The organism is Caballeronia sp. KNU42 (assembly GCF_053760385.1).
The window spans coordinates 1,231,272-1,247,478 of sequence record NZ_CM132388.1; the positions used below are offsets into that span (position 1 = coordinate 1,231,272).

Annotated in this window: 14 protein-coding genes; 12 read left to right on the forward strand and 2 right to left on the reverse strand. The window is 57.2% G+C overall.

The window, feature by feature from the left end:
- Positions 1-10: 10 nt before the first annotated feature.
- Positions 11-1,255 (reverse strand): molybdopterin molybdotransferase MoeA, encoded by a 1,245-nt coding sequence (locus ACSOSP_RS05400; RefSeq protein WP_455310860.1) that lies wholly within the window; start codon positions 1,253-1,255, stop codon positions 11-13.
- Between the two features lie 281 nt (positions 1,256-1,536).
- Between ACSOSP_RS05400 and ACSOSP_RS05405 the strand changes: the two genes are divergently transcribed.
- The 12 genes from ACSOSP_RS05405 (at position 1,537) to ACSOSP_RS05460 (ending at position 15,301) form a co-directional block, all read left to right on the forward strand.
- Positions 1,537-2,082 carry an NUDIX hydrolase gene (locus ACSOSP_RS05405; protein WP_455309954.1) on the forward strand — a complete coding sequence of 182 codons (546 nt, stop codon included), beginning with the start codon at positions 1,537-1,539 and terminating at the stop codon, positions 2,080-2,082.
- Between the two features lie 15 nt (positions 2,083-2,097).
- Positions 2,098-2,847 (forward strand): leucyl/phenylalanyl-tRNA--protein transferase, encoded by a 750-nt coding sequence (gene aat / locus ACSOSP_RS05410; protein WP_455309955.1) that lies wholly within the window; start codon positions 2,098-2,100, stop codon positions 2,845-2,847.
- Between the two features lie 254 nt (positions 2,848-3,101).
- Positions 3,102-3,974, forward strand: a complete 873-nt coding sequence (locus ACSOSP_RS05415) for an arginyltransferase (protein ID WP_455309956.1) — start codon at positions 3,102-3,104, stop codon at positions 3,972-3,974.
- Between the two features lie 116 nt (positions 3,975-4,090).
- A complete protein-coding gene (locus tag ACSOSP_RS05420) occupies positions 4,091-5,131 on the forward strand; it encodes a quinone-dependent dihydroorotate dehydrogenase (RefSeq protein WP_455309958.1) in 1,041 nt (346 codons plus the stop codon).
- Between the two features lie 168 nt (positions 5,132-5,299).
- Complete coding sequence (locus tag ACSOSP_RS05425) at positions 5,300-6,091, forward strand: cystine ABC transporter substrate-binding protein (protein WP_455309960.1); 792 nt, start codon at positions 5,300-5,302, stop codon at positions 6,089-6,091.
- A gap of 101 nt (positions 6,092-6,192) precedes the next feature.
- Positions 6,193-6,852, forward strand: coding sequence for an amino acid ABC transporter permease (locus ACSOSP_RS05430; protein WP_455309961.1), 660 nt, complete (start codon positions 6,193-6,195; stop codon positions 6,850-6,852).
- A gap of 225 nt (positions 6,853-7,077) precedes the next feature.
- Entirely contained in the window at positions 7,078-8,457 is a 1,380-nt protein-coding gene (locus ACSOSP_RS05435; RefSeq protein WP_455309962.1) for a TolC family outer membrane protein, read from the forward strand.
- A gap of 8 nt (positions 8,458-8,465) precedes the next feature.
- Entirely contained in the window at positions 8,466-10,184 is a 1,719-nt protein-coding gene (locus ACSOSP_RS05440) for a type I secretion system permease/ATPase (RefSeq protein ID WP_455309963.1), read from the forward strand.
- 44 nt (positions 10,185-10,228) lie between these two features.
- The gene (locus ACSOSP_RS05445) at positions 10,229-11,536 is read left to right on the forward strand and encodes an HlyD family type I secretion periplasmic adaptor subunit (protein ID WP_455309964.1); all 1,308 of its coding nucleotides are present in this window, start codon (positions 10,229-10,231) and stop codon (positions 11,534-11,536) included.
- Positions 11,537-11,607: 71 nt separating this feature from the next.
- Positions 11,608-12,180, forward strand: a complete 573-nt coding sequence (locus ACSOSP_RS05450; protein WP_455309965.1) for a hypothetical protein — start codon at positions 11,608-11,610, stop codon at positions 12,178-12,180.
- A 2-nt stretch (positions 12,181-12,182) separates the two neighbouring features.
- Positions 12,183-12,767 (forward strand): hypothetical protein, encoded by a 585-nt coding sequence (locus ACSOSP_RS05455; RefSeq protein ID WP_455309966.1) that lies wholly within the window; start codon positions 12,183-12,185, stop codon positions 12,765-12,767.
- Complete coding sequence (locus ACSOSP_RS05460) at positions 12,764-15,301, forward strand: hypothetical protein (protein WP_455309967.1); 2,538 nt, start codon at positions 12,764-12,766, stop codon at positions 15,299-15,301. Before ACSOSP_RS05455 ends, ACSOSP_RS05460 begins: the two co-directional genes overlap by 4 nt.
- Before the next feature lie 132 nt (positions 15,302-15,433).
- Here the strand turns inward: ACSOSP_RS05460 and lepB are convergent, their stop codons facing one another.
- Entirely contained in the window at positions 15,434-16,135 is a 702-nt protein-coding gene (lepB, locus tag ACSOSP_RS05465) for a signal peptidase I (protein ID WP_455309968.1), read from the reverse strand.
- Between the last annotated feature and the right edge of the window lie 72 nt (positions 16,136-16,207).

A 16,207-nucleotide genomic window follows, 5' to 3' on the forward strand; every position in this document is an offset into this window, starting at 1 on the left:
CGACGCAAATTCAGCGCATCAATTCTGAAAACGGGATAAACCGCACGCTCTCTCCGGCCTGGATAGCGTGATTCGGCGGGTTATCGATCAGACCGTCGCCCCAGACTGTGGATGTCAACACAGCCGAGCTTTGATTCCCGAACACCTCCAGGCCACCGGTTTCGTTCACGCGGGCACGCAGGAATTCGTTGCGCCGGTCGCCCTTCTTCTGCGTGAAATCGGCGCGCATGGAGTAGACGCGCGGCTCAACCGCTTCGGCGCCCGCCAGCCGCAGGATGAACGGCCGCACGAACAGCAGGAACGTGCAGAAACTGGAAACCGGGTTCCCGGGCAATCCGATGAAAAACGCCTCACCGCTGTTTTCCAAGGCCGATTGATCCACCGTCCCGCGCCGCACCGCACCGAACGCGAGCGGCTTGCCGGGTTTCATCGCGATCTGCCACATGGAAATGCGCCCCTCAGCCTCCACCGCCGGTTTCACATGATCCTCCTCGCCAACCGAGACTCCTCCGCACGTGAGGATCAGGTCATGATCGCGCGCCGCGTGCCGCAAGGTTTCGCGGGTTGCGTCCAGACAATCAGGCACGATTCCGAGGTCGGTTACGTCGCAACCCAGCTTCGCGAGCAGCGCGCGCAGCGTGAAACGATTCGAGTTGTAGATCGCACCGGGGCGCAACGGCTCGCCGGGCATGGTGAGTTCGTCGCCGGTAAAAAACACCGCCACGCGTACTTTGCGCACCACGTCGAGCGCAGCGCTTCCCACCGATGCCGCGAGCCCCAGCGCCTGCGGCGTAAGCCGCGTGCCGGCAGGCAGAATCACGGAGCCGCGACGGATATCGGCGCCTTGCTGGGTGATCCATTCCCCCTCCGGCGGCACGTTCGAGAACGTCGCGCCGGACGTGTCGGCACGAACCATTTCCTGCATCACGATGGTGTCCGCACCCGGCGGCACGGTGGCCCCGGTAAAGATGCGCGCGGCCGTGCCTGCAGCCAGCGGCTCGGCCGTCTGGCCAGCCGGCACACGCTGCGACACGGGCAGCGTCACGGCGTGCGCATCGGACGCGCCGGAAAGATCCGCGGCACGCACCGCGTAGCCGTCCATGGAGCTGGTGCGCATGGGCGGGACGTCGAGCGGCGACACGACCGCCGTGGCCAGCACGCGCCCGAGCGCTTCGAAGGTATCGACGGTTTGCGTGCCATCCACGCGGCGCGCGGCCGCCAGCAAGGTAGCGAGCGCGTCGGCGGTGGACAGCATGGGCGGGCGTGGAGCGGCGGGCGTGGTGGACATCGTCGGGGGAGTTGTCTAAGCCGTGAAACGGTGAAATGGGCAGCGCTAGAAGCGTTGCGTCCGAAGCACTTATTGTAGCGAGAAGCCGGCTGCACGCGTCCGCCCGGTTATGCCAAATCCGGGCTCATCGGTCATCCGGACAAGTGCACGACAATCGCACACCCCGGCCTTTCTTCGACTGGCGCCCGCGCTGCCGCCAGCCCCAAGCTCGGTGATACACTCGCACGACACTTTCAGACTTCTCCTCTATGAAATTCTGTTCCGTCTGCGGCCACGAGGTCAGCCTGAGCATTCCGCCTGGCGACAACCGCCAGCGCTACGTCTGCGCTAATTGCGGCACGGTGCATTATCAGAATCCGCGCAACGTGGTCGGAACCGTGCCGGTCTGGGACGACAAGGTGCTGCTGTGCCGGCGCGCGATCGAACCGCGCTACGGCTACTGGACCTTGCCGGCGGGTTTCATGGAGATGGACGAAACCACGAGCGAAGGCGCCGCGCGCGAAACACTCGAGGAAGCCGGCGCACGCGTCGAAATCCAGAGCCTCTTCACGCTGCTGAACGTGCCTCATGTGCATCAGGTGCACCTCTTCTACCTGGCACGGCTGCTGGATCTGGACATCGACGCCGGTGAAGAAAGTCTCGAAGTGAAGCTCTTCGACGAGAGCGACATCCCCTGGGACGAAATCGCCTTCCCGACAGTCGGGCAGACGCTGCGCTTCTTCTTCGCCGACCGCGCTGCCGGCAACTACGCGCTGCATACCGGCGACATATTCCGCTCGCTGCGCGAAGGCTGAGCGCCCCCGAGAATCATGGTTCCATGGCTCGCTTCCGACGATCCGTTCCCTCCCGTCGAGCGCGCGCTCGGCGAGGCAAGCGGCGCGCCCGGATTACTCGCGGCCAGCGCTGAATTGCAGAGCAGCCGTCTGGTGGATGCGTATCAGCGCGGCATTTTCCCGTGGTATTCCGACGGCCAGCCGGTGCTCTGGTGGAGTCCCGATCCGCGCATGGTGCTGATTCCCGACGAATTCAAAGTCTCCGATTCGCTGCGTAAAACCTTGCGGCGCGTGTTACGCGAGGCGTCGTGGGAAATTCGCGTGGACGATGATTTCGCCGGCGTGATGCGTGCGTGCGCCCAGACGCCGCGCGAAGGCCAGCGCGGCACGTGGATCACGGCGGATATCGTGGAAGCGTATTCCTCGCTGCATCGCGAAGGACGGGCGCACAGCATTGAAACGTGGTTTGAAGGCAAGCGCGTGGGCGGTCTTTATGGCGTGTCGTTCGGGCGCATGTTTTTCGGCGAATCGATGTTCGCGCATCGCACCGATGCGTCGAAAATCGCGCTCGCGGCACTCATCGGACACTTGCGCCACCATAAAATAGAGATGATAGACTGCCAGCAGAATACGTCGCATCTGGCGTCGCTGGGCGGCCGGGAGATCTCCCGCAAGGCATTTGTGAGACATCTGCGCGGGGCGGTCGGCGAGCCGCCGGTCCCGTGGGGCTTCGACAAAACCGCGCTGATCGAGACGCTTCGGCCACCCGTGTTGCCGCCTGAATGAACATGGCCGGTTTTGAAAGCGGCGGTTTTGAACGAGGTCCGGAACACCAGCCGATGCACACTTTGGTATTCGCGAACGAATCCAGACTTGTCGAACGTGATGGTCAGACGTGATGCAAAGCACGCAAGACAAAGATAGTGACACAGATAGCGACACGACCGAGGTTTTCCGCCCTGCATCGAAGCGCTGCGGCACGGTTGGGGCGGTCAACGAGATAGACGCGAAGATAGACGCTTAGAACGAGAGCTGCCAACGTGACTCACCCCAATGAGCTGCCGCTTTCTCCGCTTTCGGCGTTGCAATTCTATGCAACGGCGCCGTACCCCTGCAGCTACCTGGATGGACGCATTGCGCGCTCCCAGGTGGCAACGCCCAGTCACCTGATCAACTCCGACGTCTACACCGAGCTCGTCAAGGCGGGTTTCCGGCGCTCCGGTGTGTTTACCTATCGGCCGTATTGCGACGGCTGCCGCGCCTGCGTGCCGGTGCGCGTGGCCATCGACCAGTTCAAGCCGAACCGCACCCAGCGGCGCATCTGGAAGCAGCATGGCGCTCTGGTGGCGAGCGTCGCGCCGCTTCACTACGACGAAGAACATTACGCGCTCTATATGCGCTATCAGTCGGCGCGGCACGCGGGCGGCGGCATGGATCGCGACAGCCGCGACCAGTACGAGCAATTTTTGCTGCAAAGCCGGATCAACTCGCGCCTGGTGGAATTCCGCGAACCTGTGCGCACCGGCAATCCCGATGACCCCGATACCAGCCTGTCCGGCAGTCTCGTCGACGATCCGCCCGAGCCCGGCACGCTGCGCATGATCAGCATGATCGACATTCTCGGCGACGGGCTTTCATCGGTTTATACATTTTTCGAGCCCGGCCTGCCGCACACCAGCTTCGGCACCTACAACATCCTGTGGCAAATCGAGCAGGCGCGCAGCCTGGATCTGCCCCACGTCTATCTCGGATACTGGATCCGCGAGAGCGACAAAATGGCGTACAAGGCCAATTTCCGGCCGCTGGAGGGCTTGATCGACGGCCGCTGGGACTTGCTCGATCCCACTACCATGCACTCCGCCGGAACGCCGCCCATGCCCGGCAAGATGCCTTTGGACAGGGCGCGGCGCTAAAGGCGAAAGCCGGCCCCACCGATAACCTTTTCATCCACTTGTCATCGCTTTTCGGCGCGCCTGCTCAAAGCCGTTAAAATGGCGCGTCTCAATTTACGCCGCTCCGGCCTTTCCTCGTGTTCAGCTCCCTCTACCCGCTCGCCCGCGCGCAACTTTTTCGCATGGATGCGGAAGACGCCCATCACCTGACGCTGCGCATGCTGGGCGCCGCCGGCCGCACCGGCCTGGCCGGCATGCTCGCCGAGCGCGCCGCCGATTCGCCGCGTACCGTCATGGGCCTGAGCTTTCGCAACCCGGTCGGGCTGGCGGCAGGGCTGGACAAAGATGGAGCGTGTATCGATGGATTGGCGTCGCTCGGGTTTGGATTCATCGAAGTGGGAACGGTCACGCCGCGCGCGCAGCCCGGCAACCCGCGCCCGCGCATGTTTCGCCTGCCCGATGCGCAGGCGCTGATCAACCGGCTCGGGTTCAACAACCGCGGTGTCGAGCAGTTCGTCGAGAACGTCAAGGCTGCGCGATATCGCGGCGTGCTGGGGCTGAATATCGGCAAGAATGCCGATACCCCGATCGAACGCGCCGCCGAGGATTATTTGTATTGCCTCGAGCGTGTCTACCCGTTCGCGAGCTACGTGACGATCAACATCTCATCGCCGAATACGAAAAACCTGCGCCAGTTGCAAGGCGCGGGCGAACTCGACGCGCTGCTCGGCGCGCTGAAGGACAAACAGCAGCGTCTGTCCGACATGCACGGCAAGCTCGTGCCCCTCGCGCTGAAGATCGCCCCCGATCTCGACGACGAACAGGTCAAGGAGATTGCCGCCACCTTGCTGCGTCATAAGATTGATGGCGTGATCGCGACCAACACCACGCTGTCGCGCACCGCGGTGACGAACATGAAACACGGCGATGAAGCCGGTGGTTTGTCGGGCAAGCCGGTTTTCGAAGCATCGAATGCGGTGATCCGCAAGTTGCGCGCGGAGCTGGGCAGCGAGGTGCCGATCATTGGCGTGGGCGGCATCATGTCGGGCGACGACGCGCGCGAGAAACTCGCAGCGGGCGCGTCGCTCGTGCAGATCTACACCGGCCTGATTTATCGCGGCCCGGCGCTCGTGACGGAATGCGTCGAAGCGCTGGCCCGCACGAGCGCCGCTGCGTGATGCGGCTTTCCCTGCGTGATGCAGCTTTCCCTGCGTGACGCGGCTTTCCTTTTCACCATGCTTGGCTCATATCCACATGAGCAAACGATCTGAAAGAGGGCATTGCGTTTTGGCTATCATCGCCGCACTTCAGATCACTGATAAAAACCAGGACAAAGGCAAACACTCATGAAACTCTCCCTCCTCAAGAAAGTGCTCGTGGCAGGCTTGATCGGCGCATCGCTGTCGGCCGTCGCCCACGCGGAAGACCTGCTGGATTCGGTGAAGCAACGCGGTACGTTGCGCATTGGCCTGGAAGGTACCTTCCCCCCGTTCAACTCGAAGACGCCGCAAGGTGAACTGGTCGGTTTCGACGTGGACATCGCGAAGGCGGTTGCAGCAAAGCTCGGCGTGAAGCCTGAGTTCGTGACGACTGAATGGAGCGGCATCATTGCGGGCTTGCAGGCTGACAAGTTCGATGTGATCGTGAACCAGGTCGGCATTACCGATGCCCGCAAGCAGACGCTCGATTTCTCGCCGGCCTATACGTATTCGAATGCGCAACTGATCCAGCGCAAGGACGATACGCGCGACTTCAAGTCGCTTGAAGACCTCAAGGGCAAGAAGCTTGGCGTGGGTCTGGGCACGAACTACATGGACATGGCGAAGGCCGTGCCGGGTATCGATGTAAAGACGTATCCGGGCGCACCCGAGTACTTGCGCGATCTCGCGTCGAACCGTCTGGACGCTGCGTTGAACGACCGCCTGATGCTGGCGTACCTGATGAAGAATTCGCAGTTGCCGCTGCGTACGGGTGCGAATGTGGGCCCGGGCAATCCGTCGGGCATTCCGTTCAAGAAGGGCAATCCTAAGTTCGAGAAAGCCATTGATGACGCGATGACCCAGCTTGAAGCCGATGGGACGTTTACGAAGATCTCGGACAAGTGGTTCGGTATCGACGTGACGAAGCCGGCGAAATAAACCCCGGACCCTCAAGCGTTCGGCATCGGGGCGGCTTCTTGAGAGATGCCGCCCTTTGCATTTGATACCCGCCTCCGACGTTACGCCTACTCAATTGCCCCATGTCCACGACATCCCTGCTCGTTCAATCCATACCGGCCCTCGCACAAGGCGCCGTCCTGACGATCAAGTTCGCGGTCTATTCGATGTTCTTCGGCCTGATCGCAGGCACGATACTCGCGACGATGGGCATCAGCCGAAGCCGCACGCTGGTCGGCATGGCGCGCGTTTATGTGAGTGTGATGCGCGGGACGCCGCTGCTGGTGCAGATCTTCGTGATCTATTACGGACTGCCGAGCCTGGGTATTTCGCTTGATCCCACGCCGGCGGGGGTCATCGCGTTGTCGGCGAATGCGGCGGCTTATCTTTCCGAAAGCATGCGCGGCGCCATTCTCGGGATCCAGAGTGGCCAGTGGCTCGCGGCTTATAGTCTGGGTTTGTCGAGGATGCAGACGCTGCGCTATGTGATTGGTCCGCAGGCACTGCGCATTGCCGTACCCAGTCTCTCCAACAGCCTGATCAGCTTGATCAAGGATACGTCGCTGGTTTCCGTGATTACGGTTACCGAGTTACTGCGGAGCGCGCAGGAGGTCATTGCCGCGACGTATCAGCCATTGCCGTTGTATCTTGCTGCCGCCTTGGTGTATTGGGTGCTGTGCAGCGTGCTGGAAGTCGTGCAGCGGCTGTTTGAACGCAGGTTGGCGTTGCCGGGAAGGCATTGATTCAAGTTGTTCGCTGTTGGGGCTATACCCGACTTTATACAAACAACTCCCAGACAAAATACATTTTTTAGCTTTCATACAAATGACGAAAATGATCTTGACCAATCATTTCGTTAGCTCTCCCTTCTTTTAAGAGTTTTCCAGTATTTCCAAACGGTCAACCGGTTCATTTTAAAGACACACTTAATTCGGCATCTTAAACGATGTCAAACCCGAGAGCGTCTGATGGACCGGAGAATAAGCGGTGACGGTCGCAAGCCCTGCATCGGCACAACGCTCGTTGCAGCCTTGTTCATGGCAAGCTGCTGGATGCAAGCGCAAGCAGCATCCTTGCCCGACCTGTTGAGCGAAGCGCTTGCAAACGACGCCAAGCTGGCAAGCGCACAAGCACAATGGCGTGCTGGCTTGCAAAAGGAACCCGAAGCGCGCGCCGCCCTGCTGCCACATTTCAGCCTGAGCCAATCTGAGTTTAGAAATGCCATTCACGTTCCGGGGCAGCGCGCAGCGCCGTACTCAACGCTCGGCTCAACGGTGTCGTTCAACCAAACGCTATTCAAATGGGATGATTGGCAAAGCTATCAGGAAAGCCGGTTAAGCGTGGTCGGAGCTGGTTTCGCGCTTGCAAGCGCTCGACAAGATCTGATCCTGCGGGTAACTCAAGCTTATCTGGATGCATTGACCGCCAGCGATGGAGAACAGCTCGCTCGCGAACACCTCAAGTCGGTCGGTGAGCAGCTCGGACTCAGCAAACGCAGCTTTGCCCTTGGTGCAGCCACCGTCGTTGACCTGAACGAAGCACAAGCCGGTTACGACGCCGCGCAGTTCCAACTCGCGAAGGCGAATAGCGCGCTCGATACCGCGTACGCCGCGCTTCAAAAAATTGTCGGCCACCCGGTGGATACCGTCGAAACCATTGCCGCTGTCAACGCAATCCCGCGTTTGCCGGCAGCCGTCCTCGATCGTTGGGTGTCGGCAGCGCAAACGTCCGGATTCGATGTCCGCCAGCAAGAAATCGCGCTCGAAGTCGCGAAGCGCGAGATCAAACGAGTCGACAGTGAATACATGCCCAGCGTGTCGGTTATCGGCAATGTCAGCCACGGCAACGCGGCTTTCATCAACGGGCAAACAAACTTCTACACCGGGGCAAACCGTGCAACCTCAGGCGAGATTGGCATTCAAATCACGATCCCACTATTCGATGGACTTTCCACGACAAGCAAGAAGCGCGAAGCCCTCGCGCTGAAAGACAAGGCAGAGGCCGATCTCGACGACGCCCGTCGTTCCGCCTCCATGGATGCGCGGCAGGCGTTCATCGGCGTGCGTGACGGTCTTGCGCAAATTGCCGCGCTCGACGTTGCACAGCAATCGGCTGAAACCGCTCTACGATCGAATCAGAAGGGTTTTCGCGTTGGAGTGCGAATCAATGCCGACGTACTCGATGCCGAGGACAAGCTGTTTAGCACTCGCCGCGATCTGGCCAAGGCACGTTACGACGCCTACATGCAATTCCTCCATCTCAAAGCGAGCGCCGCGCAACTCGACGAATATTCGCTGATGCAAGCGGATAGCGATCCCACCTTGCCCGACGTTCGGCAAGAAGACTGAGGAACGCCATGTTCAACGCCATCCGCCGCCACTTGTTACTAGCCACACTTTTCGGGATTGCGAGCAACCTGCTCGTACTCGCACCAACGTTATATCTGTTGCAGGTCTATGACCGCGTGCTGCCAAGCCGTAGCGTTGAAACCCTGGCAATGCTGGTGGTCTTCATGCTGATCGCTTTGTCGATGATGCTGGCCGTCGAAGTCGTGCGCACTCGCCTGCTGGGCGACCTTGGACGACAACTCTCCGACCGGCTGGACCGACTTGCGCTCGCTGCTCGCATCGACATGCAGGCAAGGCGGATCATACGCAACGATCTCGCGAGCCAGCAGGACGTTGCTACCTTACGGGCATTCGTCTCGGGGCCAGGCGTGATTGCCTTTCTTGATGCTCCCTGGCTGCTTGTTTATCTAGGCTTGATATTCCTGTTTCATTGGTCGCTCGGCGTAATCGCAGTTGCCAGCGCGGTCGTGCTTGTGTCGCTCACCCTGCTCAACGACCAGATGACAAAGCGCGGCATTGCTGCTTATACCGCGCGACAGCGCGAAACCGATATCGTGCAGGCGCAAATAACACGTAATGCCGAGGTCATCACCGTACTTGGTATGAGCACGACCTTGCTCGACGCATGGTCGAACCGGCGCCGTGTAGATCTTGATGCACAGGCTAAAGCGGGCGACACCTCTTCCCTCAACAAAAGCATTGTCAAGACAGCTCGACAGGGAATTCAGGTTGTCATGATGGCCGCTGGCGCGTGGCTTGTGATCAACCAGTTCGCCACTGGAGGTGTGATGCTCGCGACCACGATCTTGCTAGGCAAAGCGCTCGCGCCTATTGAACAGATGCTTGGCAGTTGGAAACAGTTTTCCGAACTGCGACAAAGCTGGGGCCGGCTAACTGCACTGTACGAACGACGCATGGCTGTGCATCCCGTCGAATTGCCTGCTCCGCGTGGACAGTTGACGGTCGACGCTCTCTCGTTTGGCGGTCATCAAAAAAGCCCAGCACGTGGACAGATGTTGCTCAGGGGAATCCACTTCTCGTTGAGTCCGGGCGAATTACTGGTTGTCGCAGGCCCAAGTGCATCCGGGAAATCGACGCTCCTGCGCCTGCTCGCCGGTTTATGGACACCGCATGGAGGTACGGTTCGACTCGATGGCGCGGACATATCCAAATGGCCCCGTGACGCGCTCGGGCACTTTCTCGGCTACGTGCCACAGGATGTCGAACTGTTCTCCGGCAGTGTTGCCGGAAACATAGCGCGTAACCCACTTCTGAGAGAAGTCGATGCGGAGGCGATCATTCGAGCGGCACAGCGTGCACGGGTGCATGAACTGATCCTGTCGCTGCCGAACGGTTACGAGACCGACATCGGTGAATCAGGAGATGCACTTTCGGGAGGACAACGGCAGTGCATCGCCCTCGCCCGTGCCCTTTTCGGCGATCCGAAGCTGGTCTTGCTCGATGAACCGAATGCGAATCTCGATCAGGACGGTGAACGCATGCTCAATAGCGTTTTGACACAACTAAAGAGCGAGCGTGTGACGGTGGTCGTTGTAACCCATCGGCCGAGCGTCGTGTCTATTGCCGATCGCGTGCTCCTCTTGCGCGACGGCCAGATGGAATGTTTTGGATCGCGTGAACAGGTTGAGGCTTGGGCGCGCTCCCGAACACCGGTTGCTCAAAGACGCTCGAGCGCTGCCTCCAAACCTGTGACGGTGGCGCCATGAAGCCGCGTTATTTCTTTCAGGCGAACACGCGCTCAAGCGGAGTGTTGGACGATCGACTGTCTTTGCCTTGCGGCGCGCTTGTCTTTGGCGTCTCTGCTCTGGTCATGGGAACAGCGGCATTGACGCTTTGGACTGCTCTCGCACCGCTGTCCGGTGCCGTGGTTGCCGAAGGAACCGTGCGGGACGACGGGGAGCGCAAGACGATTCAGCATCAGGAAGGAGGTATCGTCAAAGCGATCAATGTGAAAGACGGTGACCGCGTAAAGGCTGGGCAAGTGCTGATCACGCTCGACAATGTGCGGCCAGACGCGGAGGTGGCAAGCCTTCAGTCCCAACTCGACGACAACGAAGCAAAAGCCGCCCGGCTGACGGCTGAGCGAGAAATGCGCAGCACCATTTCCTTCCCTCCAACGGTTACCGGACGGGCATCGGATACCTACATTGCCGCCTTGATGCAGCGAGAACAGACCCTGTTCGAATCGGAACGAAACGTTCTTGTCGATCAACTGCGCTTGCTACAGGCACAACAAGCTCAGACGCGGCAGGAAATTGCGACACAAAGCGATCTGGTGCGCACCAGTGACCAGGGCGTCGGTCTGGCGAAGCAGGAGTCGCAGATCAACGAACAACTGAGAAGCGAAGGATATGTGACCGAAACCCGGATGATGGAATTGCGGCGCGCGGAGACCGATTCCCGTTCACGTCAACAATCGAGTTCAGCTGAACTCATTCGTGCTCGCGAAAAGCAAACCGATCTCGATCTCAAGATCGCGACGCTAAAGAACGACTATGTAAAGGCTGCGGATAGTCAATTGAAGGAGGCATCAGCCAAGCTTGCGCAACTCCGCGAACAACTGCTGCCTGCACAAGACGTTGATGCCAGAACGCGGATTGTCGCTCCGGTTGATGGCGAGGTAGTGGGATTGCGGCTGCATACGATTGGCGCAGCACTTGGACCACGCGAGCCCGTTCTTGATCTGGTGCCCGCGGGAACACCACTCGTTGTTGAAGCGAAGATCAAACCGGATAACATCCGCGAGATCGTATTGGGAGGGAAAGCGGATGTCCGCTTGACGGCCTACAACCCGCGCACTTCTCCTGTGCTTGAAGGTACGGTGGCCTATTTGTCCGCCGACGCGCTCGCTGATAAAGAAGCCCGGCAGCAGTTTTACCTGGCTCGGATCGAGATATCGCCCGATGCGATTGCTCGCGCCAACAAGATCGCTCGTGAACCCATCGTGCTCGGGCCCGGGCTTCGCGCTGAAGTGTTTATAAATACGCTCTCGCGAAGTGCATTCGACTATCTGTTCGAGCCGGTGTGGGATGGAATTCAAAAGTCGATGCGGGATTAGCATATTTCCGCTGACATCACTTTATTCAACACATCTAATTCATTCAAATTTTCAGCTCCTGACAATATTAAATGCGAAGATTAACATTAATCACGGCGGCGTTGATCGCTGCCGTCACTTTCGGCTGTGCTGCCCAGCCCAACTCAGGCATTGCGCGTACACCCGATCAGTTTCTGAGTGCAATCAAGGACATTGCTGAGCATAACGACATAACCGATACTCTTTATGTCGAACGAAAATTGAGGTTATCGTTTGTCAACCGTTTTCGGGGTCCAACGATCGATGACGTATTTCACAATTTTCCGCCTCTCAATCTACTGCTGGACATTTCTGTTGCATCGATAGAAACACGCGATTACAAAGATGGAAAGCCTATGGTTAGATATGGTCAGCTAAAAAATGACTATCAAGACCGAACACCGGCCATGCTTTCTGAAACGCTCAACACTGAAGCACTGTGTGCCAGTGAAAAAGACGTGATCAAACACTTCGCAAATGCAATACAAGCCGTGGATCGTCCCAGCGCATCGACGTTGGCATTCCATTTTGAAGGTAAGAATTCGATTCGTCTGTACGTCAATTTTGAGTCAGGCTGCGCCTCAAGTGTTTCTTTCTATCAAAACCAATCCTATGGACTCCTCTAACCATGATTTCTGGTAAAGGCTTTTCGGTTGCGCTCGCCGTTATGTTGTGTGGCGGCTGCGCACTCGCGCAGCCGCAAGAGCCATCCAATGCAACCCGCACTCCACTGCAATTTCTGAACGACATCCACGCAATTCTGGTTGCAGATGATCTAAATAATATCGAATTCTCGTCGAAAAAATTACGGATAGATTTTATCGCCCGAGATCCTGTACCGGTCCGGGATAAAAACAATTTTTTAACCGGAAAGATCGACCAGCAGTACTTCGCTCGTACCGTTCCACCAGAGCTTGAAATGGTACAGGAGCAAAACATAAGCTATCCCCTGTACGACATTCATTTAAGAAATTCAAAACCTATCGCATCTTCGGTTCATCTCAAGATAAATTCAAAAAGAATATGCCTGAAAAAAGAGCTCACACAAGACGTATTTAAATCTGACAAAGCGGGCTTCGGTTTTGCATTTTCCTCATCACTTTACTCATACGACTTCAATGGAGAAAATAATATACGAATAATTTTCCTTTTTTCAAATACCGATTGTGTGCAAAAAATATATATTTTACAGAATGCAGAAAAGGATGAATGATGACAAATTCGAATGAGAAAATAACCGGTCAAGAGGCATTTTTTGGCGCTTTGCGGGGACAGCTTTCTACTGATCAAATCACCACGATAAATCAAAGCCCTCTTCTTGTTTCTGAATTACTTGCCTATGGGGCAGCTGTTGCGCAAGGTGACGGTAAGATCAATGCTTTCAGTATTGACCTGGGTTCAATGAATACCTTGGAGTTTAAGCCCAATGGAATAGTATTTGGCCAGAACTGGCTTACTTGGTCTACGCAGCAATTTGTAGGCAATCTTAGCCACGAAATAGGGCATTTTATCAATCAAGCGACTGACGCAAGCTTCGCGTCTAGCCATCAGATTGACGCCGATGATCCCGACTCCGCTGGACTTTATGTCGCTATCGGAACTCATTTTGAGGGCGAAGCGGCATACAACAACTATCTGGTCCAGCAACAAATTGTCGGCAATGGCGGCCAAAAAATCGATCTGAACGGAAGCAGCGGTAACGCCCTTCAAGCAACGCTGGACAGCTTACATAGCTCCGACGTCGCCAAGGGGGTTGCCGATTCACAAGATCGCAACGCGTTAATCGATGCAAGTGCGAAGATATTTGCCGGAAATCACCCGAGTGGCACACCAGCGGGGACCACATACGCAGACTATTTCATGGAGCATGGCGCCGAAATGTTCGGCCCGCTCGGCAGCGTAACTAGCGCGGCACCTGGCTCAGTGACCAGTATCGACTTCTTCGATCCCAAACTTGATGGAAACTTTTCGTCCGTGACCGAGCAATTCTCAACGGGAGAAAAACAGACCCAGTATTTCCAGAGTTCTGGGATAACTTCAACCGTAGCTATAGACCAGTTTGGCCACCTTTTAACAACTACCAACTACAACCACGCCAGTGACGGCAGTCTAATTGCGACAGTCTTCGACGGTCAAAACCACATGACCGACCAGGATCAGTTCTACGGCAACGGTTCCGAAGTTGCAACTCACTACAACAGCGATAACACTCGGGTTGCGATTACCTATGATGCATCTGGAAACGAAATCGAGTCTGCGCAAATTGGCACGACCGGACAAAAAACCCTGGATAATTTCTACGACGCCACGTCCGGACGACAGACTGAAGAAGATGTTTACGCGTCCGACCACAGTCACGTCAATCACTACTTCAATGCCGACGGCAGCCAGTCCGCCGCAGTCTTCAACAACGTGAATGAGCAGACGGAATCCGTCTATTTCAACCAGGCAGGAGTAAAGACACAAGACGTCTTCTACGATGGATTCTCTGGCCGCGAAACACAAGAGAACGACATCAACACCGACGGCAGCCAGATCGACCACGTCTTCAATCAGAACGGCACTCAGACAGCGGCAGTTTTCAATGCCGCCGGGCACGAAACAGAACTTGCCACCTTCGCCTCAGGCGGCTCGAAGACGCAAGACATTTTCTACGATGCGTCATCGGGTCGGGAAACGCAAGAAAATGACTTCAGGGCCGACGGCAGCCAAACGGACTACCTCTTCAATGCCGATGGCACTCAAAACGCATACGTCTTCGGTACCAACGGCCATGAAACCGAAGCAGCAACTTTCGGAACCAACGGAGTAAAAACCCAGGATATTTTCTACGATGCCTCATCTGGTCGGGAGACCCAGGAAAACGATATCCACAGCGACGGCAGTCAAACCGATTACGCATTCGCTGCTAACGGCACCCAAACCGCTACAGTCTTCAATGCAGGTGGCCACGAGACAGAACAAGCCAGCTTCGACACCTCCGGCAAGCTGACCAAGGATTTACTGTTCAGTGCAAACGGAACCGAACTGCAGGAAACCGACTACACCGCTACCGGCGGCGTCGCGCACATTTTCAACCCGGACGGAACGCAAAACTCCGCCGTGTTCGATACGTCCGGTCACATTTCCGAATACGCAACTTACGCGAAAAACGGGACCATCGTGAGCGACGCGTACTACGATAAAACCGGTCACGAAACGGAGGAAGACGACTACACAAGCAACCAGATCACCGTGCATCAATTCAACGCCGACAATTCTCAAACTGCGACGGTCTACACCGCATCTGGGCATGAAACCGAGTATGCGTCGTTTGATAAAAACGGCAAAAAGGTCGACGACTATTTTTTCGATGCTTCGAGCGGCCGTAACACCGAGCACGATTCCTACGGCAATGACGGCAGCATGGTCGCTCGCTTGTTCGCCAGCGATAGTTCGCAGAGCGCGATCTACTACAACGCGGGTGGCCAGGAAACTGAATACGACGCATACAACAGCCAGGGCAAACTGACCGGCTTCACGCAATTCACCTATATGGTCGGCGGGGGCTACGACGCGATCGCATACGGTCCGACAGGTTACGAAACCGGCTGGGCGGACTACAACAATAACAACACGATGATCTCGTCGAGCGGTGGAGCATACAACTTTACGTTGGACGGCGACTACGGCGGCGGCGCCGACGACTGGGACTTCGGCTGGGATTCCGACGATTCGTCGTTCGGTGGTGACTTCGGCTACTTCTAACTCATCCGATTTGCAGTCCAGTAAATCATCCTTGATATTTAGGATAGCTTTTTATTTTTGTAGCGAAGTCGGCGCGGCAATCCTGCGTCGACTTCATTTATTTTTGATTTCCACTGGTTACATATAAGAAAACTAATGAGCAATACCGCTTGCCGGCGCGCCGTCCAGCTTCGCCCCGAACCTGTCCATTCGCGGCATATGATGCCGATCCGGGTCCAGCGAATACGCCACCCGTCGTGCCCTTCCCATCAATTCATTGCGCGGGAAAAACCCGAAATACCGCGAGTCCGCGCTGTCGTCGCGGTTATCCCCCAGCATCAGATACTCGCCCTTAGGCACCGTCACCGGCCCAAACGAACGCCGTGGACTCGGCGCCAGCACCGACAACCTCACCACGTGCGAAACATGCCCCAGCTTCTCGTCGAGATACTCACCCGGCGAAGAAGCATCGCCCTCCACGCCCGTGATATCGACCGGCTGATAGCCTGCTCGCTTGCCATCGATATAGAGCACGTTGTCGCGCATCGCAACCACATCGCCGGGCACGCCGATCAGCCGCTTCACGATCAATTCATGTGCCGCCGATGAATCCACGGTCACAATGTCGCCGCGTTGAGGATCATGCAGGTGCGCAATTGCAACGTGCGTGAACGGAATCCGCAGGTCGTACGCCATTTTGTCGACGACAATGCGGTCGCCCTCGCGAATGGTCGGCAGCATGGAGCCGCTCGGCACCACATTCCAGTCGGCGATGGCGCTGCGAAACAGCGCCATCAGCACGAGGAACGCAATCAAGTTCCGATATTCGCGCCAGAGTCGAGGTAACAGTCGCATGGTGAGAAATGCCGGCGGTTGAGGACGACGCAGCTTAACGTTCAAAGCTGAAACGACGCTTAAATTAAATCG